A 19,283-nucleotide genomic window follows, 5' to 3' on the forward strand; every position below is an offset into this window, starting at 1 on the left:
TCTCGGCCATCAGACTTGAAACTGCTTGATCGATGCGATCACCACGCCCCAGATCTCGATCTCCTGCCCTTCCTTCGGATTGATGTCCGGGTAGGTCGGGTTGGCGGCCTTGAGCTTGATGCGGCCATTGCGCAGGTGCAACTGCTTGCAGGTGAATTCACCGTCGACGATGGCGATCACCACCATGCCGTGCCTGGGCTTGACAGCCTTGTCCACCAGGAGGACGTCCGCGTCGAAGATGCCCAGCTCGCGCATGGACTCACCACTCACGCGCATCGCATAGGTGGCTTGCGGGTGAACCACCAGGCGGTCCATGATGTCGATGCGTTTGGCCGAGAAATCTGCTGCCGGCGAGGGGAAGCCCGCGTGCACGCTGGTGGCGAGGCTGAACGCCATGAGCGGCTCTTGCGTGAGCAGTGCTGGTTCGGAAAGGGTGATGTCTGACACGGCGCCTCCTCGCCACGGACTTGCGGCGGGGAGCGGATAGTACACTGTATATTCATCCAGCATCCTGAAAGCCCGGCCGGTGGATCAACATCTTGCACAGGAGGCGATGCAGGCCTCCACCCTGTGTCCCGGGCCTTGGGCAAACACCGTGAACGCGCAGCCTGAAACCTCTGAACCAATGCCCGCGCCATCCTTGAAGCGAGCGCACATGCGCCGCCTGCGCGAGATCTACCGCTCGGCTGGCTGGCCCTGTGCGGACATGCTAGAGGTGGAGCTGCACGCGGCCGGCCTGGTGGAGCGGTGCGTGGGCAGCCATGGCCACGAAACGCTTCGCCTGACGGACGCTGGCATCCACGCACTCGCTCAGGCCCACGCAGGAAACCAGAACGCACGCGATCCTCACGAGAGTCTGGTAAAGCTGGTGGCCGACCAACTCGGCAGAGAAGGCAGGCTGGCCTGGCGGGGGTTGATGTTGCGCGTGCCGTTGCCACGCGTGCTGTTCGAAGGCCCATCAGAGCCGGTGGTTGAGGGATCCCCAGTGGTCCACGAAGATCTACTGCCTGAGGATGTGCTCTCCACCAATGGCCTGGCTGTGTCTGGCCGGGATCACACGTGGTGCATGGCGATGCCTGATGTGTTCTCCATCCGCCGAAGCTCCGTGGAAGCCTACCTGGAGCCGGTTGTTCACGAGATCAAAGTCAGTCGGGCCGATCTGCTTTGCGACCTTCGCAAGCCCGCCAAGCGCGCCGCTTATCTGGCCATGGCGGGGGCGGTTTGGTACGTGCTCGGTGAAGATAGCAAGGGTCGACCCATTGCCAAGCCAGAAGAAGTGCCGCGCGAATGTGGCGTGCTGCAGACGGAGCGCGGCTCGTTGGTGGTGGCGCGCAGTGCACCGCGCCGCGCCGTTGAACGCTTGCCATTTCATGTGTGGATGGCACTGGCCCAAGCCGGTCCGCACATCCGCCCCGAAGGTGACGAGCAGGCCTTGCTCTGAATTCGCGCAGAATGCGGACCAAAGTCGGCTTGGCTCCCACCAAGGCCGATGCCCGATTCAACTTCAAGGAGACTGTATGTCTGGAGGCAACTGGAAAGAGATGTATGCCGCGGCCGAAAGCGGCGATCTCCCGCTGGTCGAGTACTACGTGAAGCTGGGTGTCGACATGGACTACGCCCATCCAGAGTTTCTGTCGACCCCACTGGTGGCCACCATTCTCGCGAAACAGGAGGAGGTTGCTATGTATCTGCTTGATGCAGGAGCCAACCCCTGTCTGCACTCCGAGTTCGATGCCATGACGCCTATTCAGGCTGCTCGACATGTCGGTCTGTCACAGGTTGAGGCGAAATTGATTGAACTCGGTGCCCCTGCGCTCCCGCCTGCAGAAGTGGAGAAGAGCTGGCTGGCCAGGATGTTCGGTCGTATTGCGGCGTGATCGCGGTAGGCCTAATACCCACGCAGTATCACGAGACCGAACTTCAAGTCCGGCTGTGACTTTCAGAGTCTCAACACGATAGGTCGGGTTTCACCTGCGCCGCGCAGCGGACCTGGGCGCTCAGCTTGCCGCCGAGCGCCGGGAGACCTTAAAGCGACGCGTCCTTGATCTTCTTCAAGGGGCGAACCTTCACGCGCACGGTGGCGGGTTTGGCCGCGAACTCGCGCTCAACCTTGGTGAAGGGATCGATACCGCGGCGTTTCTTTTTGGCGGGGATTGCCTGCGCAGTGATCTTGAGCAGACCTGGCAGCGTGAACTCGCCCAGACCCTTCTTGCTCATGGAGGCCACGATCGTGGCTTCCAGCGCAGCCAGCACTGCCTTGGCGGCCTTCGGCTCCACACCGGCGACCTCAGCCAGATGAGCCTGGAGCGTGGTCTTGTTGAAGGCCTTTTTGATCGGCATCAGTGTCGGCACGCTTGCCGCCGGCTTCTTGGTCACCGCGGCCTTGGGGGCCGCGACTGCCTTTTTCGCAACGGGTCCTGCCTTCTTCGCAGCAATGGTCTTCTTTGCAGTTGCCATGGATCTATCTACTTTCGATTGTTGAAAATGCGCAAAGCGCGCAATGCGATTGTAGAAACCAAGAGTGCGTACGCGAAGTTCGAGAGCCGTGGAGCCTGATCGCTGATAGGCCTGTGCTTCGCACTGCGCGACCGGCGACCATCTGCCACGCAGAAGTGCGTACTTGGGAAGGCGGCACAAGACTGAACGGAGTCATTCGAGGCCGCCGTCACGTGGAGCTGCGGCGATGGTCACCGGTCATTTGACGGCCCGCATTCGTCAGGCCGCTGTGCCTCCGGGACCAGTCACTCACCGCGCTATGGGCCGCAACCTACCCTAGCAACCTCCTCCACTACGCGCATCGCCACAGTTCACCTGCGCGGCACTGGTGGTAGATGCATTGCGGCACACGCGACCCTAGTTGCGGCTCTGCAAATGACGCACTGGCGTGCGCGATTCCACAGCAGCCGATCATTGCGGTTGTCGGTGGAGGTGATCCACCAACAACTGCGCGGCGGCCGACAGTTGTTCGCGCTGGCGATAGCAGAGCAAAAAATGCCGCGTTGCCCATTCATCTTTCAGTCCGACCCATTTCAGTTTGGCCGTGTTCTGGGTAGCGCGAAAGATTTCCAACGGAACCACGCAGATTGCCAAACCCGAGCGCGCCATGCGCAACCCGGCTTCGAAGTTGGACACCATGGCCCGGCTTTGAAATTTTTGTCCACTCTGCGCAGCGGCTCGTTCCAGCAACACCTGCACGGCGCTGGAGGAGGGCAGGCTGACCTGCTCCCAGACCAGGGTTTGGGCAAAGTCCACTTTCTTGAAACCTGCCAGGGCGTGACCTGCTGGGACTACGATCCCCAAGTGGTCGCTCCGGTAGACCGCGGTTTTGAGGCCTTGCAGATCGACCGTGTCCCAGGTTATTCCAAGAGAAGCGTGCCCCTCGCGCACGCCTCGCGCCACTTCGGGGCTGAAGCGCTCTTCCACGTCCACCTTGATGCCGGCGTGCGCCGGCAGGCGCATGAACTCGACAATGTCGTCGGCCAGTGATTCGGTCATCACCGACGCCGTGGCGAGCAGACGGACTTGCCCCCGCACACCGCTGGCGTAGGCAGCCATGGCCTGCTCGGCTCTCTGAGCTTCACCCAACATGGTGCGGGCGTATTCCAGAAAGGTTTCGCCCGCAGGTGTGGGAGACACGCCGTGCCGTTGTCGAACGAACAGCGGTGTTTTGATCTGAGCCTCCAGCGTTGCGATGCGTTTGCTCACCGCAGAGCCCACGAGGTTCTGGCGCTGAGCAGCGTGAACGAAGTTGCGCGTTTCGCAAACGGCCACGAAGAGCCGCAAGGTGGTGAGGTCTAGCTGGAGCTGGGCCATGTGGGAGTCTTGGTGTTCTTGAATGGAATATCTTGATGAAATATTAGCGCTTCAGGAATGAAAAGGGAAAACCTAGACTGCGCGCAGGTCCACAACCTCACAGGACCAGGAGACAAGTACCCATGAACATTTCCCCCACGGTGTTGGTGCGCGAGGTGGGCCTGCGCGACGGCCTGCAGAGCATCCCCCGCGCACGCCTCAACACCGATCAGAAGCTCGAATGGATCCGCGAGGCCTATGAGGCCGGTCAACGCGAGATCGAAGTTGGCTCCTTCGTGCCCGCCAAGTTGTTGCCCCAATTGGCCGATACCGAAGCCTTGGTGGCCTATGCGAGCACCCTGCCGGGCCTGGTCACCTCCGTGCTGGTCCCAAACTTGAAGGGCGCAGAAAGGGCGCTGGCTGCGGGCGTTGACCTGATGGTCATTCCCTTGTCGGCCAGCCATGCCCACAGTCTGGCCAATCTGCGAAAGACGCCGGACGAGGTGGTGGCCGAGGTCGGTCGCATCCGCGCGGTACGCGACGCCGCAGGCGTCAAGACGCTGATTGAAGGGGGTGTTGGTACGGCGTTCGGTTGTTCCATTCAAGGCCACGTCGATGAAGACGAGGTGCTGCGATTGACTCAGGCCTTGCTGGATGCGGGCGCCGATCGCGTGAGCTTGGCCGACACCGTGGGCTATGCCGATCCGCAACAAGTCAAGCGTCTGTTCGAGAAGGTGCTGCGGGCGGTCGGCGATCGACTGTGCTGCGCCCACTTCCACGACACGCGCGGTCTGGGCATGGCCAACGTGTTCGCAAGCTACGAACTGGGCATCCGCCGTTTTGATGCTTGCCTTGCCGGAATCGGTGGCTGCCCGCACGCACCCGGAGCTTCAGGCAACGTGGCCACCGAGGACGTCGTCTACCTGTTCCGCAGCATGGGCGTGGAGACCGGGCAGGACCTGACCCGCCTGCTGGCGCTGCGAGCCAAGGTGGCGCAGTGGCTGGACGGCGAACAGCTGGGCGGTTCCATCGCGCTGGCCGGTCTGCCCAAGATCTTGCGCGAGACGGTGGCGGCATGACGGCCACTGATGCAAAGCCCAAGCGCCTGCCCTTGGAGGGACTGCGCGTGGTCGAGTTCACCCACATGGTCATGGGCCCCACCTGTGGCATGGTCCTGGCCGACATGGGCGCAGAAGTCATCAAGGTCGAGCCCATCGACGGTGACCGCACGCGCCACCTGCTGGGCGCCGGCGCGGGTTTCTTCCCCATGTTCAACCGCAACAAAAAAAGCATTGCCATCGACCTGCACACCGCCGAAGGCGCCGAGGTGGCACGCCGTCTCGCGGCCAGCGCCGACGTGGTGGCCGAGAACTTCAAGCCGGGCACCATGAAGAAGTACGGGCTCGACTACGACGCGCTCTCGCAGGTGAACGCGCGTTGCATCTACGTCAGCCACAAGGGCTTCCTGCCGGGTCCCTACGAGCACCGCACCGCGCTGGACGAGGTGGTGCAGATGATGGGCGGCCTGGCCTACATGACTGGGCGTCCCGGCGACCCGTTGCGCGCTGGCACCAGCGTCAACGACATCATGGGCGGGCTGTTCGGCGCCATCGGCGCCCTGGGTGCGTTGATCCAGCGCGGGATCACCGGTCGGGGCCAAGAGGTGCAGAGCGCGCTGTTCGAGAACAACGTCTTCCTCGTCGGCCAGCACATGCTGCAGTACGCCATCACCGGCCAGCCGGCTGCACCCATGCCCGAACGCATCTCGGCCTGGGCGGTGTACGACGTGTTCACCGTGAAAGACGGCGAGCAGATTTTCCTGGCAGCGGTGAGCGACGCGCAGTGGACTACCTTCTGCGACATCCTGGGTTTCGCCGACCTCAAGGCGGACCCACGCTATGCCAACAACAACGCACGTGTCGAGCTGCGCCCCAGTCTGCTACCCGAGCTGCGCCTCCGGCTGCAGTCCTTCAGTGCCCAGGAGTTGGGTGAGCGCTTCGAGCGGGTTGGTCTGCCCTATGCGCCGATCCGCAGTCCCGAGGAGCTGTTTGACGACGAGCACCTGCTGGCCACAGGCGGACTCGCCGACATCACCCTGCCCGATGGTCCCCGTGCGGGCGAAGTGAGCAAAGCGGCCCTGTTCCCATTTACCTTGGGCGGACAGCGCCTGGGCGTGAGGCTCAACCCGCCGACCCGGGGCGAGCACACCGACGCCATCCTCTCAAGCATCGGTTTTGCATCTGCGGACATCGAGCAATTTCGAAACCTTAAAGCCGTGGCCTGAGCGAGGCACACCCACAACCATCCGGCAAGGAGACAAACATGAACAACACAAAGACAACCACATCCGCATTCCTAATCAACCGTCGCCAGATAGCGATGGCTATGGGGGCCATGTCCATAGGCCTCGGCTGGTCGGGTGCATCCCGAGCCAATGGCCCGGTCAGATTCATACTCCCGGTGAGCGCTGGTTCCGGCGTGGATGCCATTGCCCGTGCTGCCGGCAACCAGTTGGGCGTCGCGTTGGGTGCTCCGGTCGTCATCGAAAACCAGCCGGGCGCCGGTGGCGTGGTTGGAACGCAGGCATTGGTGAAGGCCGCGCCGGACGGCCAGACACTGAGCCTGGTGTCCAACAACCACGTGATCTATCCGGCTGTCATCAAGTCGCTTTCATTCGATCCTATCGCCGACATCACGCCGATCTCAATCGTCGCCACATCGCCACTGGTCATCGTGACACGGCCGGGTTTTCCGGCCAAGAACCTCACGGAGTTCCGCAACCAGCTCAAAGCCAATCCGGGGAAGTTCAACTTCGGCTCCGCAGGCAACGGCACCATCCTGCATCTGGCGGCCGAGCTGTTCAAGGATGTCACGGGGGTGTTCTCCACACACATTCCTTACCGTGGCACGGGTCCGTTGGTCAATGACCTGATGGGGGGCCAGGTGGACTGGGCAGTGATTGCCTTGCCGGCCATCCGGGGCCTGATCGAGAACGGCCGCCTGCAGGCCTTGGCTGTGGGCACGCAGCAGCGCGTGACCGGTTTCCCGCAACTGCCTACGGCGGTGGAGCAGGGCTTCGACAAGTACGTGGTGGAAGGCTGGGTGGCCGCCGTGGGGCCCAAGGGCATGTCCCCTGACTTGGTGGCACGCACACACGCAGCCATCGTCACGGCCTTCAGCACAACCGAGGTCAAGGATTCCATGGCCAAGCAGGGCAACACCATCGTCTTGTCCTCGCCCGAGGCTGCTGCTGCACATTTCAAGTCGGAACTGGTGCGCTATGCCGCGCTGGTAAAGAAGTCCGGCATGGTGGCCCAGTGAGGAGATTGCCGTGACGGTGTACCGCTTGGGCGAGAAGCTGCCCGTACTGGATGCAGAGGTGTGGGTGGCTCCGACCGCTCAAGTGGTTGGCGATGTGCACCTTGAGCCATACAGTAGCGTGTGGTTCGGTGCTGTGGTCCGGGCCGACAACGAACCCATGCACATTGGCGCGGGCAGCAATGTGCAGGACGGCGCTGTGTTGCATTCCGACCCCGGTTTTCCGCTGCACATTGCGGAGAACGTCACCATCGGTCATCAGGCCATGCTGCACGGCTGCACCGTCGGCGCGGGCTCGCTCATCGGGATAGGTGCAGTGGTGCTCAATGGCGCGAGGATCGGCAGGCATTGCCTGGTGGCGGCGGGGGCGCTGGTGACGGAGGGCAAACATTTTCCGGATGGCAGCCTGATCGTGGGCAGCCCGGCGGTGGTCAAACGCGAGCTCAATGCAGAGCAGATCAGCGGGTTGCTGGACAGTGCGCGGCACTACCGGGAAAACGCCCTCCGCTACAAGGAACACCTTGTCGTCACGGTGAGCCCCATCGAAACCTGATCGGGGAGACCTGTTGTTGACGCCGACCAATCCGTGTGGACTGGAGGCTCAAGACTGAACTGAGTCATTCGAGGTCGACGTCTGGGAAGTCAACAGGGTTCATCACCGGCCCTTCAACGACCAGATTGCGAACGACCGCTGCGCCTCCAGGATCGGATACAGCTCAAGCTAACGTGGGTCTTCCCACGAACGGCTGGTAGCCTGCGAGGTGACCTGGAAACGACGACCCTGAGGAGTCGATGGAAGTTAAGACAGGCGGAAGCTGAGCGAATTCGGATCTCGGGGGCAGAAGCTCAGGTCGTGCTGCGTTTGTGCCAGACCGACTGATGAAAGCAAATGCTGGCGTCCCTCGAACGCGCACCTCCGCCCTCGCGACTTAGGTGGTTTGAGTTCAGTTCAACCAAGCTTTGACTCGCTTCGCCAGCGCTTCGGTGCTGATGCCATAGCGATCGTGCAGCGTGGGCAGTGCACCTGCATCCAGGTAGGCGTCGGGCAGGCCAGCCAAGCGGAAGCGCGCGGGCTGCACGCCGTTTTGCAGCAGGGAGCTGGCCACCGCTTCACCCAGGCCACCCACCACTGAGTGGTTCTCGGCCACTACCACCAGGCGCGATTTGCGCAGAACTTCAGCGAGGATGGTCACCTCGTCCAGTGGCTTGATGGTCGGACAGTGCAACACCGCCACACCAATGTTGTCGGCCTTCAAACTCTGCGCGACTTCCAGCGCACGCATGGTCAGGAAGCCACTGGAGATGATGAGTACATCGTCACCGTCAACCAGACGCTTGGCCTTGCCGAGCTCGAACCGGTAGTCGTATTCATCGAGCACCAGCGGCACGTTGCCGCGCAGCAGGCGCATGTAGACCGGGCCGTTGTGCGCGGCCATCTGAGGCACCGCCTGCTCGATGTCGAGTGCGTCGCAGGGATCGATGATGGTCAGGCCGGGGATTCCGCGCATCATGGCCAGGTCTTCGGTCGCCTGGTGGCTGGGGCCGTAGCCGGTGGTCAGGCCGGGCAGCGCGCAGCACATCTTCACGTTGAGGTTTTCCTCCGCGATCACCTGATGGATGAAGTCGTAGGCGCGGCGGGTGCCGAACACAGCGTAGGTGGTCACGAAAGGCATCAGGCCCGCCTTGGCCATGCCGCCGGCCGCGCCCATGAGCAACTGCTCGGCCATGCCCATCTGGAAGTAGCGCTCAGGGTAGGCCTGCGCGAACAGGTGCAGGTCGGTGTACTTGCCCAGGTCGGCGGTCATGCCGACGATCTCGGGCCGGTTCGCGGCCAGCTCGACCAGGGCCTTGCCAAAGGGCGCGGCCTTCACACGCTGTCCTTCGCTCGCGATGGACGCGATCATGGCGGAGGTGGTGAGGCGGGGTTTTTTCTCTGCGACGGTATTCATGCTTCGGCTCCTGCGTTCAAGGATTGGTCAAGGACAGCGAGGGCCTGTTGCCACTCGGGAGGGTCCACGCGGATGAAGTGGTTCTTGTCGCGCGTTTCCAGAAACGGCACGCCCTTGCCCATCAGGGTGTTGAACAGGATCACGCGTGGCTTGGCGTCGGGGAGTTTGCGGGCGGCATCAAAGGCTGCCACTACGGCGGCCATGTCGTTGCCGTCGACGCGCTGCACATGCCAGCCGAAGGCCACCCATTTGTCGGCCAGCGGCTCGAAGCCCAGCACCTTGCTCGACGGCCCGTCGGCCTGCTGGTTGTTGATGTCCACCAGGCAGATCAGATTGCCAAGCTGGTGGTGCGCGGCCGACATGGCGGCTTCCCAGGTCGAGCCTTCGTCGAGCTCACCGTCAGACATGGAGTTGTAGACAAAGGCTGGGTTTTGCTGGTGGCGCAGCCCCAGGGCGAGACCCACGGCGATGGGCAAGCCCTGCCCGAGCGAGCCGCCGGACATTTCCATGCCCGGCGTGTAGGAGGCCATGCCCGACATCGGCAGGCGGCTGTCGTCACTGCCGTAGGTCTCAAGCTCTTCTTCCGGAACGATCTTCGCTTCGATCAGCGCAGCGTAGTGGGCGATGGCGTAGTGACCATGCGAGAGCAGGAAACGGTCGCGGCCTTCCCACTCGGGGTCTTCCGGCTTGAAGTTGAGCGCGTGGCCGTAAGCCACGGCCAACACGTCGGCCCAGCCCAGGGCCTGGCCGATGTAGCCCTGGCCCTGGACCTCGCCCATGCGAAGAGCAAAGCGGCGAATGCGGTGCGCGCACTGCGAGAGTGCAGGCACTTGGTCAATGGATGAAGTCATGAAATTCTCCTGAAAAGAATGAGTGCACTCAGCGCAGGATGGCTGCGGGCACGTAGGACACCAGGGCCAGCACGGCAAAGGCGACGAAGTAGAAGGGGCCGAGTTCACGCACTGTCTGGCCGACCTTGACCTTGGCCAGAGCGCTGGTGATGAAAAGCGTGGTGCCCACCGGGGGCGTGTACAGCCCCACCGCCAGGTTCACGACCATCATGATTCCCAACTGCACCGGGTCCATGCCGATGCTCTGGGCCAGGGGCAAGAAGACCGGGGTGAGCAGCAGGATGGCTGCGGGCAGGTCGATGAACATACCGAGGAACAGCATCATCAGGTTCATGATGAGGATCACGACCCAGTCTTGATCCACGTTCTGCGTCACCCAGTTCGCGACGCCCGAGGGCATCTGGTCGTAGGTGAGCAGCCAGCCAATGGCGGCGGAGGCCATGATCACCAGCAGCACCACGCCCGTGGCAAGGCCGGCGGACACCACCGCGTCGTTCAGGCGTTTGAACGAGAGGTCTCGGTACACGGCGACTGACACGGCGCCGGCATATAGCGTGGACAGCACAGCAACTTCGGTCGGCGTGGCAATGCCGAAGCGCAGGAACAACACGATCAGCACCGGCAGGAGCAAGGCCGGCGACGCATAGAGCAGGTGGGTGCGGAACACGTTCCAGTCGATCGGTGTGAGGTCACGCGGGAAGTTGCGGCGCTTCCCGACCCACCAGCACATGAACATGAAGCCGCCACACATCAGCAGGCCAGGCAGGATGCCGGCGACGAACAGTGCCGCTATGGAGGCATTGGCCGTCAGTGCGAACAGGATCATCGGGATCGACGGCGGAATCAGGATGTCGATGGTCGCGGCCGCGGCCAGCGTGGCGGCCGAGAAGGCCGGTGGATAGCCCAAGCGCTTGTGCCAAGGAATCAGCAGCGAGCCGATGGCCGATGCGTCAGCCACGGCCGAGCCCGAAACGCCGCCAAACAGCGTGGACGAGAGCACGCCCACCTGCGCCGGGCCGCCGTGGAAGCGACCGATCAGCGTCGACAAGACACCCACCAGCGCAGCACCCAGGCGCCCACCCATCATCAGGGAACCGGTGAGCATGAAGAAGGGGATGGCAATCAGCGGGAAGCTCTGTACCTGCGCCACCATCTGCTGCACCAGCAGGTCCAGAGGGACGCGATCGGAGGTGGCAGCGGCAGCCATGGCTGCCACCAGCAAGGCGTGTGCGATGGGCATGGCCAGCACGGCCGCCCCGAGAAAGACCAGAAGAATGAGAGCACTCATGGTGAGTTCCTTTACGTGTGTGGCGGGCGGCTCACCAGTGCGCCGTGGGCACGACGAGCTCTTCGCCAGGGTGGTGCTCCACCGGCGGCGTTTTCCAGGCATTCCAGGCCGACTTCAACGCAAGCAGGCCCAGCATCAGCAGACCCACCATGACGCAGCCGTAGGTAGCGGAACCCGGTACCTGCAAGATGGCTGACTTCTCGTCGTGCACGATCTCAAGCATCTGGTAGGTGGCCCAGGCCAGCGTGGCGTAGAGGGCCGCGACCACCAGCCAGGTTCCAATGGACGCCCAGCGGCGCAGTGCGGTGGGCATGGTGTCCATCAGGAAGCTGGTGGTGATGTGGGCGCCGTGCGCCGCCGCCAGCACCACGCCCGACATGACCAGCCAGGGAAACAGCAGCTCGGGCACCTCGTTGGCCCACTGCAAGCTGCTGCCGGTGGCGTATCGCAGCACGGTGTTGACCACCAGGATCACGAAGATGACAGACGTGCTGATCCACAGAAACAGACGGCACAAGGCAACGACGGCCCGTTCAACGAGGTTCATCGGAATACTCCTTGGCTGCAAGGGCACAGGCCCATGCAGCGGCTACAGGGAAGGACTGGCTGGAATGCGGGTGGCGATCAGCGCGCGGCGGCGATGACCTTCTTGAGGTACGGGCCGATGGGGGTGGCCAGCCACTTGTCGTCCACCGCAGCGGTGGCCTTGGAAAAGGCGCTCTTGTCCACCGTGGTCACCTGCACGCCCTTGGATTTGAGGTCGTCGAGCAGCTTGGCATCGGCGTCGGCCGAGAGCTTGCGCTGCAGCGCGGTGGCCTCGGTGGCGGCCTCGGTCACCGCCTTGCGGTCGGCCTCGGACAGGCGATCCCAGCTGCGCTTGCTCATCAGGAACGGCGTCATCTGGAACATGTGGCTGGTCAGCGCCAGATGCTTCTGCACTTCGTAGAGCTTGCTGGCATGGATGTTGACCAGCGGGTTCTCCTGGCCGTCTACGACGCCTTGCTGCAGCGCCACGTAGAGCTCGGCGAACTTGATCTGCTGTGCCTCAGCACCCAGCGCCTGCATGATGTCCACCAGCACCGCGTCGGGCGGGGTGCGCATCTTCAGGCCCTTCATATCTTCGACTTTGTTGATCGGGCGCTTGCTGTTGGTCATGTGGCGGATGCCGTTGTCCCAGTAGCCCAGCACCACCATGCCTTTGTCAGCCGACTTTTGCGCCAGCTCCTGGCCCAGCGGGCCGTCGAGCAACTGGAAGGCCTGTGCGGGCGTGGAGAACATGAACGGCATGCCGTAGGCTGCGTACTCGGGCACGGCGGATGACACTGCGCCCTGCGAGTTGGCCGACATGTCCAGCGCGCCAGTGCGCACCGCCGTCACCATGGCGGCATCGTCGCCGAGTTGACCCGAAGGGGCCACCTGCACTTCGATGCGCCCAGCCGACTTGGCTTTGAGCACGTCGGCGAACTTGACCGCGGCCTCGTGGCGAGGGTTGCCCGGCGCCGCGCCGTGGCCGAGCGTCAGTTTCGTGGCCTGGGCCTGGGCTGCCAGGGGCAATGCTGCGGCTAGTGCAGCAACAGCGAGCAGGGTGCGGGTGAAGGTCTTGCGTTGCATGGTTTGTCTCCTGTCGGTTTGTGGTGGGAAAAATAAAAGTCAGTGAATCAACATGCCGCCGTTCACGTCGAGCGTGATACCGGTGCAATAGTTGGAGAGGTCGCTGGCCAAGAACACACATGCGCCAGCGATGTCATCGGCGCGCCCCAGGCGGGCGAGCGGGATGGTCTCGGCAATCTCGGCCTTCTTCTCTTCGGTGAGCTTGCCCTTGATGATGTCGGTACCGATCAGGCCGGGGGTGATGCAGTTGACGCGGATGCTTTCGGGACCGAACTCGCGCGCCATGGCGCGGGCCAAACCCAGTACACCGGCCTTGGCAGCGGAGTAGTGTGGCCCGCCCAAGATGCCACCGCCGCGCTGCGCCGACACCGAGGAGATGCAGATGATGGAGCCGCTCTTTTGCGCCTGCATGGTGGGCAGCACGGCCTGCGACATGTAGAGAGTTCCACGCAGGCTCACATCGAGGATGCGGTCGTAGTCGGCGCCGGTGATCTCCAGCGTCTTGACCGGTTGGGTGATGCCGGCGTTGTTCACCAGCGTGTCGATGCGGCCGAAGGCCTTGAGCACCGCGGCGGCTGCGGCTTCACACGAGGCCTTGTCGGTCACGTCGGCCACCAGGCCAATGTGGCCTGAGCCCAGTGAGGCAGCAGCGGCAGCCGGGTCGGCACGTTCGAGATCGAGAATGACAATTTTGGCGCCTTGGGCAGCCATCAGGCGTGCGGTGGCGAAACCGAGGCCATTGACGCCGGCACCGCCGGTGATGATGGCAACCTGGTCTTTGAGCAGCATGTGTCTTGTCTCCTGTGTGTTGAACAAGATCAGGAGACGCGCCGCCCCGGATGGGGCTTTCTATGGCGTGGCACTTGGGGGTGCCTTGCCTCCTGTTCTTGGAGCGGATTTTGAAAGTCGCTCAGGATGATGACAAGCGATTAAATGTCAGCGTAAGATGACAGTTTGTCATTTGACGTCAGGGTTGTCCCCATGCCCGCCTTGCCCCCGATTGCGAACCTGCAAGCCTTTGAGGCCGTGGCGCGCCGCCGCAGCTTTGCACTGGCCGCAACTGAATTGCACCTCACCGCATCGGCAATCAGCCATCAGATATCTCGGCTGGAGGCGCAACTGGATATCCGCCTGTTTGAACGCAGCGCGCACGGTGTGCGTCTGAGCCCGGCGGGCGAGCACTATCTGCTGCATGTGGGCGCTGCGCTCACGGCCATCGCCGCAGCGACCGACGATTTGCGCCAGGGCATTCGCAACAGCCTCTATGTGCATTCGGCACCCAGCATTGCCAGCCTCTGGCTGATTCCGCGACTTCACCACTTCGCACAGGCCTACCCCGACATTTCGCTGAACCTCTCGGCCGCCCACACGCCCAGTGACTTCGCGCTCGGCCAGTCGGACATCGACATCCGCTACGGCACACCGCAGTGGGGCGACCTTGTGGTGGAGCCCTTGTTTGAAGAATCCATCGTGCCCATGGCCAGTCCGGCGTTTATCAAGCAGCACAAGCTCAAAAAAGTCGAGCAATTGCTGGAGGTACCTCTGATTCAGAGCAATGTGAGCGTGGTGCAGTGGTCCGACTGGCTCGGTCGCTTCACGCGTCTACGCGCGCCAGATCGCTTTCCGCTGCGATTTGACCGGGCCCAGATGTCGCTCGACGCAGCGACACAAGGCTTGGGGGTTGCGCTGGAGAGCGCGGTGAATGCGGGCGGCCACTTGGCCGATGGAAGGCTCAAGGCGGTTTTCGGCATGGACCAGGTGATCCGCGTGAAGGCGCACTTCGCCGTCTATCCGGAGCGACACGCAAAACGGCCAGCGGTCGAGGCGTTCCTGTCATGGCTGCATGGCGAAGCAGCGAAGACCTGACGATGCTGCCCTGATCCGCTACTGATTCACTCCGTGCGCATTCATGTACTGGTTGACTACCCCATGGCATTCACTCCGCCCACCAATTTGACGGCAGTGGTTCATACCGCCAGTCCAAGTGATTGGGGAGCGGTCGCTGGCTCGGCGCAGACCGGATTGCGGAGGCACTATGACCGCAACACTCCGTACAACTGCCATTCGGGCCGGTGTCTGTTGCCGTACCCAGCATGCCCTTCTCCGGGGTCAGCCTGAGTACGCCTGTTAGCATCAAACGACGGCAATCGCTGCAAAACGGCTGGCTCCTAATGGAGCCGTAGCATAGCTGTCGGTCGCACCCGCTCCAGGGCACATGAAGGCAGCCTCGCCCGCTAGGGCGGACGAGCTTGCTCCTGACCGTGCGGCGCTGCGGCGCGCCGGGCCTGCCGTGGCAGACTGCTCAGGGGAACGCGGGAATGTCCGGCTCGGTCCCCTCCAGGTGCGCTTCGGGATGCAATGCCTGCAGCCGCTTTTCGATGCTCTCGACACGCCACATGGACACGTCCACCATCAGCAGCACCTGACCACGCTCGATCTGCGCAGCGAAGCGCTGCAGGCGCTTGCTGGGCGTGGAGATGCCGATCATGGAGGAAGTCCAGATGCCAAACAGAGCGCCAAAGATGGCCAGTCCGGGAACAACCAATCCCAGTTGCGCCTCGTCACCCCCGATGGGATAGAACACGGCCACCAGTGCCCCCAGCAGCCCGCCTAGGCCCGCGCCGACGAGCAGGCCAATCTCGGCCGAGCGCACCACGTCAGAGGTTTGCAGCACGTTGGCCGCGTGCAGGCCGCGCATGTCGGTGCCCTCACGGGCGACGAAATGGATGTGGCGCTCCTCGATGTGCGCCAGCAGCAGGTCGTCCATCGTGGCGCGGGCACTTTTCAGGTCGGGCAGAAGCCAATAGATACGTTTGCGCATGATCAACTCCTTTGGGATGGTTTCAATGATTTGCGCTTGTCTTGAGTTCCTCCACCGGCGCGAAGAACTCACTGCGCGACAGGAAGGTGTAGTCGGCCTCCAGCGCACCGATGCCGATCAGCGTGATCAAAAGCAGAGGTGGCACCAAGACGGCGTAGACAAGGGCCAGGCGCTCCCATGCCATGTGCATGAAGACGGCCACAATCAACCCAGCCTTCAGAAGCATGAAGATGATGATGAGCGACCAGCGCAACGGGCCTTGCACCTGCATGTAGTCCACCAAGTAGGAGGCGGCACTCAGCAAGAAGAGCAGACCCCAGATCTTGAAGTAGAGGCCCAGCGGATGCTGCTGGCCCTGTTCGTGCGAGCCTGCCCCGTGCCCTTCGTGCTGACCGTGTTCTGCGTGGTCCATGTCAGGCTCCCTTGGCCTACCAGAGATAGAAGAACGCGAAGATGAAGACCCAGACCAGGTCCACGAAGTGCCAGTACAGGCCCATGATCTCCACGATCTCGTAGTTGCCGTTGCGGCCGGTGAGGAAGCCGGGCCGCTCGTGGTCCAGGTCTCCACGCGCCACCTTGGCGGCGACGATGACCAGGAAGATCACGCCGATGCTCACGTGCGTCCCATGGAAGCCCGTGATCATGAAGAAGGAGGCGCCGAACTGCGCCGCGCCCCAGGGGTTGCCCCAGGGCCGCACGCCCTCGGAGATGAGCTTGTACCACTCGAAGGCCTGCATGCCGACGAAGGTAGCCCCGAGCGCCGCGGTGGCCACCAGCAGCCAGAAGGTCGTCCTGCGGTCGCGCCGGTAGCCGTAGTTGACCGCGAGCGCCATCGTGCCGCTGCTGGAGATCAACACGAAGGTCATGATGGCGATCAGCAGCAGGGGCACGTTCTCGCCGAACATCATGAGCGAGAACACCTCGCTCGGGTTGGGCCAGGGTGTCACCGTTGACATGCGGGCCGACATGTACGCGATCAGGAAGCTGCCGAAGATGAAGCAGTCCGAAAGAAGGAAGATCCACATCATCGGCTTGCCCCAGGGCACGCCCTTGAACGCGCGCTGGTCCGAGGCGACGTCACGCACGGCGCCGCGCCAGCCCTCGCCTGCCACCAACGCTTCGTTCGCCATGGCTCGACTCCGGTCAGAGGGGCGTGGCGGAACAGATCGCCAACCCCAGGTCTTCCGACACCAGCAGTGCGTACAGCAGCACCCACACCGCCAGCAGGTAGTGCCAATAAGTCGCACACAGTTCGCACGCCAGTCGCATGCGCGCGGCGTCCACTCCACGCCCGACCCGCAGCGAGGCCCGCGCCCATGCCACCAACCCGCCCAACACGTGCAGGCCGTGCACCGCCGTGAACAGATAGAAGAAGGCGGTGGCCGCGCTGCTGGTGAGGAGGAAGCCTGCCTCGTGGTACTGCTTCCAAACGTAGAGCTGGCCTGCCAGGAAGGCGAAGGTCAGCAAGCCGCTGGCGGCCAGACCGTGGCGCACGTTGCCGGCGTCGGCCCGGCGCGCGGAGTACACGGTCCATTCCATGGCCAGGCTGGCGCCCGCCAGGAAGACGGTGTTGACCAGCAGGAGGCGCGGCCGCGGAATGGGACTCCAGTCGGTCAGGTCCAGTCGCATGACATAGGCGCTGGCGAACAGCACGAACAGGGAACTGGCCACACCGAGAAAGACCCACAGTGCCACTTTGGCCGTGGGCTTGGTCACCAGCCCCCCGTGCACCTGGGGCACCACCACCTCGGCGTGCCAGGGCTCCTCCAGGGTCTGCCGCATCAGCCACCAGACGATGGCGGCCACCAGCAGCGGGAAGAACATCAGGCCGATGGTCATGGCATCAGGCTCCTGCCGGTGGATCGTTCCTTGCCCACGCTTCGGCCGCCACTTCCGAGGGCGGCACGTTCTGCGGGATGTAGTCGGTCTTCAGGCCCGGAACGCCGTAGTCGTAGGCCCAGCGGTGCACCGTGGGAAGTTCTCGGCCGAAGTTGCCGTGGGCGGGCGGTGTCTCGGGCGTCATCCATTCCAGGCTCGTGGCCTGCCAGGGGTTGCCGCCTGCGGGCTTGCCCTTGAAGTAGCTGTGCGCCAGGTTGTAGAGGAAGACCAGTTGCACCGCACCGACCACGAAGGCCGCCAACGAGATCCAGACATTGAGCATGTGCGCCGAGTCCGGGATGAAGTTGGTGCCGCCGAAGCCGTAGTAGCGCCGAGGGATCCCCATGAAGCCCAGGTAGTGCATGGGATAGAAGATGGCGTAGGTGCCGACGAAGGTGACCCAGAAGTGCAACTTGCCCAGGGTGTCGTCGAGCATGCGCCCTGTGATCTTGGGGTACCAGTGATAGATGGCACCGAACACCACCAACACCGGTGCAATGCCCATCACCATGTGGAAGTGGGCCACGACGAACATGGTGTCCGACAGCGGGAGGTCGACCACCACGTTGCCGAGGAACAGCCCCGTCAGGCCGCCGTTGACGAAGGTGAAGATGAAGGCGATGGCGAACAGCATCGGCACGTTCAGGCGGATATTGCCCCTCCACAGGGTCAGCACCCAGTTGTAGACCTTGATCGCCGTGGGCACCGCGATGATCAGGGTGGTGGTGGCGAAAAAGAAGCCGAAGTACGGGTTCATGCCGCTCACGTACATGTGGTGCGCCCACACGATGAAACTCAGTCCGCCGATGATCAGGATCGCCCACACCATCATGCGGTAGCCGAAGATGCTCTTGCGCGAGTGCACGCTGATCAGGTCCGACACGATGCCGAAGGCCGGCAGCGCCACGATGTAGACCTCCGGGTGGCCGAAGAACCAGAACAGGTGCTGAAACAGCAACGGGCTGCCACCGGTGTGGTCCAGCTGCTGGCCCTTGGAGACCAGCGCCGGCATGAAGAAGCTGGTGCCCAGCGTCTGGTCGAGAAACATCATGATGGCACTCACGAAGAGGGCCGGGAAGGCCAGCAGCGCCATGATCGTGGCCATGAAGATGCCCCACACCGTCAGCGGCATCCGCATCATGGTCATGCCGCGGGTGCGCGCCTGCAGCACGGTCACCACGTAGTTGAGGCCACCCATGGTGAATCCGATGACGAATACGCCCAGCGAGATCAACATCAGCAAGATGCCCCAGTTGGCGCCCGGCGTGCCGTCCAGGATGGCCTGCGGCGGATAGAGCGTCCAGCCGGCGCCGGTGGGTCCGCCCGGCACAAAGAAACTGGCCACCAGGATCAGCACGGCCGCGAGGTAGACCCAGTAGCTGAGCATGTTGAGGTAGGGGAACACCATGTCGCGTGCGCCCACCATCAGCGGGATCAAGTAGTTGCCGAAGCCTCCCAGGAACAGCGCCGTCAAGAGGTAGATCACCATGATCATCCCGTGCATGCTCACCAGCTGCAGGTAGAAAGCCGGATCGATGAACGAGACCTGGCCAGGAAAGCCCAACTGCAATCGCATGAGCCAGGAGAACACCAGCGCCACCAGACCAATGGCCATGGCCGTCAGCCCATACTGGATCGCAATGACCTTGGCGTCTTGGCTCCAGATGTACTTGCCGATGAAAGTTTTCGGGTGATGAAGCTGGACCTCCGCCACTTCCGCCGGCGGTGCGATTTCCGTTTCGTCGTGCGCAACATGAGTACCCATTCAGCCTCCC

General features: G+C 63.0%; 21 protein-coding genes. 7 read left to right on the plus strand and 14 right to left on the minus strand.

The genetic code is table 11. The features are described 5' to 3' along the window. Positions 1–9: 9 nt before the first annotated feature. A complete protein-coding gene (locus BSY239_RS16635) occupies positions 10–396 on the minus strand; it encodes a LexA family protein (protein ID WP_069049050.1) in 387 nt (128 codons plus the stop codon). Positions 397–655: 259 nt separating this feature from the next. Here BSY239_RS16635 and BSY239_RS16640 point away from each other — a divergent pair, with 259 nt between their 5' ends. Both BSY239_RS16640 and BSY239_RS16645 read left to right on the plus strand, forming a co-directional pair. Next, positions 656–1,441, plus strand: a complete 786-nt coding sequence (locus BSY239_RS16640; RefSeq protein ID WP_335583404.1) for a hypothetical protein — start codon at positions 656–658, stop codon at positions 1,439–1,441. A gap of 76 nt (positions 1,442–1,517) precedes the next feature. Further along, entirely contained in the window at positions 1,518–1,877 is a 360-nt protein-coding gene (locus BSY239_RS16645; RefSeq protein WP_069047773.1) for an ankyrin repeat domain-containing protein, read from the plus strand. A gap of 148 nt (positions 1,878–2,025) precedes the next feature. On the opposite strand, the gene BSY239_RS16650 is transcribed toward BSY239_RS16645, so the two are convergent. Then, positions 2,026–2,457: an HU family DNA-binding protein gene (locus BSY239_RS16650; protein ID WP_069047774.1), complete on the minus strand. Its 432-nt coding sequence runs from the start codon at positions 2,455–2,457 to the stop codon at positions 2,026–2,028. 450 nt (positions 2,458–2,907) lie between these two features. Then, on the minus strand, positions 2,908–3,813 hold the full coding sequence (locus tag BSY239_RS16655) for a LysR family transcriptional regulator (RefSeq protein WP_069047775.1): 906 nt from the start codon (positions 3,811–3,813) through the stop codon (positions 2,908–2,910). Positions 3,814–3,935: 122 nt separating this feature from the next. On the opposite strand from BSY239_RS16655, the gene BSY239_RS16660 reads away from it, so the two are divergent. Genes BSY239_RS16660 through BSY239_RS16675 form a run of 4 tightly spaced genes read left to right on the plus strand, consistent with a single transcriptional unit; the run spans position 3,936 to position 7,663 of the window. Then, on the plus strand, positions 3,936–4,871 hold the full coding sequence (locus BSY239_RS16660) for a hydroxymethylglutaryl-CoA lyase (protein WP_069047776.1): 936 nt from the start codon (positions 3,936–3,938) through the stop codon (positions 4,869–4,871). Continuing rightward, positions 4,868–6,076, plus strand: coding sequence for a CaiB/BaiF CoA transferase family protein (locus BSY239_RS16665; RefSeq protein WP_069047777.1), 1,209 nt, complete (start codon positions 4,868–4,870; stop codon positions 6,074–6,076). The genes BSY239_RS16660 and BSY239_RS16665 overlap by 4 nt, the downstream gene beginning before the upstream one ends. 38 nt (positions 6,077–6,114) lie before the next feature. Continuing rightward, entirely contained in the window at positions 6,115–7,113 is a 999-nt protein-coding gene (locus tag BSY239_RS16670) for a Bug family tripartite tricarboxylate transporter substrate binding protein (protein WP_069047778.1), read from the plus strand. Between the two features lie 10 nt (positions 7,114–7,123). Next, the gene (locus tag BSY239_RS16675) at positions 7,124–7,663 is read left to right on the plus strand and encodes a gamma carbonic anhydrase family protein (RefSeq protein ID WP_069047779.1); all 540 of its coding nucleotides are present in this window, start codon (positions 7,124–7,126) and stop codon (positions 7,661–7,663) included. 391 nt (positions 7,664–8,054) lie between these two features. On the opposite strand, the gene BSY239_RS16680 is transcribed toward BSY239_RS16675, so the two are convergent. From BSY239_RS16680 to BSY239_RS16705, 6 genes are all read right to left on the minus strand, one after another. Then, positions 8,055–9,059, minus strand: coding sequence for a transketolase family protein (locus tag BSY239_RS16680; protein WP_069047780.1), 1,005 nt, complete (start codon positions 9,057–9,059; stop codon positions 8,055–8,057). Continuing rightward, positions 9,056–9,910, minus strand: a complete 855-nt coding sequence (locus BSY239_RS16685) for a transketolase (RefSeq protein ID WP_069047781.1) — start codon at positions 9,908–9,910, stop codon at positions 9,056–9,058. Before BSY239_RS16685 ends, BSY239_RS16680 begins: the two co-directional genes overlap by 4 nt. A gap of 28 nt (positions 9,911–9,938) precedes the next feature. After that, complete coding sequence (locus tag BSY239_RS16690; RefSeq protein ID WP_069047782.1) at positions 9,939–11,198, minus strand: TRAP transporter large permease; 1,260 nt, start codon at positions 11,196–11,198, stop codon at positions 9,939–9,941. A 31-nt stretch (positions 11,199–11,229) separates the two neighbouring features. Further along, complete coding sequence (locus BSY239_RS16695; protein WP_069047783.1) at positions 11,230–11,745, minus strand: TRAP transporter small permease; 516 nt, start codon at positions 11,743–11,745, stop codon at positions 11,230–11,232. Between the two features lie 77 nt (positions 11,746–11,822). Beyond that, on the minus strand, positions 11,823–12,809 hold the full coding sequence (locus tag BSY239_RS16700) for a TRAP transporter substrate-binding protein (RefSeq protein WP_069047784.1): 987 nt from the start codon (positions 12,807–12,809) through the stop codon (positions 11,823–11,825). A 39-nt stretch (positions 12,810–12,848) separates the two neighbouring features. Next, positions 12,849–13,598 (minus strand): SDR family NAD(P)-dependent oxidoreductase, encoded by a 750-nt coding sequence (locus BSY239_RS16705; RefSeq protein WP_069047785.1) that lies wholly within the window; start codon positions 13,596–13,598, stop codon positions 12,849–12,851. Positions 13,599–13,790: 192 nt separating this feature from the next. On the opposite strand from BSY239_RS16705, the gene BSY239_RS16710 reads away from it, so the two are divergent. Beyond that, positions 13,791–14,675 (plus strand): LysR substrate-binding domain-containing protein, encoded by an 885-nt coding sequence (locus tag BSY239_RS16710; protein ID WP_069047786.1) that lies wholly within the window; start codon positions 13,791–13,793, stop codon positions 14,673–14,675. 436 nt (positions 14,676–15,111) lie between these two features. Here the strand turns inward: BSY239_RS16710 and BSY239_RS16715 are convergent, their stop codons facing one another. From BSY239_RS16715 to BSY239_RS16735, 5 genes are read right to left on the minus strand one after another with little or no spacing between them, the layout of a single operon-like run. Continuing rightward, a complete protein-coding gene (locus BSY239_RS16715) occupies positions 15,112–15,630 on the minus strand; it encodes a DUF1269 domain-containing protein (protein ID WP_069049051.1) in 519 nt (172 codons plus the stop codon). Positions 15,631–15,652: 22 nt separating this feature from the next. Continuing rightward, complete coding sequence (locus tag BSY239_RS16720; RefSeq protein WP_069047787.1) at positions 15,653–16,042, minus strand: cytochrome C oxidase subunit IV family protein; 390 nt, start codon at positions 16,040–16,042, stop codon at positions 15,653–15,655. Positions 16,043–16,058: 16 nt separating this feature from the next. Further along, positions 16,059–16,760 (minus strand): heme-copper oxidase subunit III family protein, encoded by a 702-nt coding sequence (locus tag BSY239_RS16725; protein WP_069047788.1) that lies wholly within the window; start codon positions 16,758–16,760, stop codon positions 16,059–16,061. Between the two features lie 13 nt (positions 16,761–16,773). Beyond that, positions 16,774–17,469: a cytochrome c oxidase subunit 3 gene (locus BSY239_RS16730; protein ID WP_069047789.1), complete on the minus strand. Its 696-nt coding sequence runs from the start codon at positions 17,467–17,469 to the stop codon at positions 16,774–16,776. A gap of 4 nt (positions 17,470–17,473) precedes the next feature. Next, a complete protein-coding gene (locus BSY239_RS16735; protein ID WP_069047790.1) occupies positions 17,474–19,273 on the minus strand; it encodes a cytochrome c oxidase subunit I in 1,800 nt (599 codons plus the stop codon). Between the last annotated feature and the right edge of the window lie 10 nt (positions 19,274–19,283).

Source organism: Hydrogenophaga sp. RAC07 (assembly GCF_001713375.1).
Taxonomy (GTDB): Bacteria; Pseudomonadota; Gammaproteobacteria; order Burkholderiales; family Burkholderiaceae_C; genus Hydrogenophaga.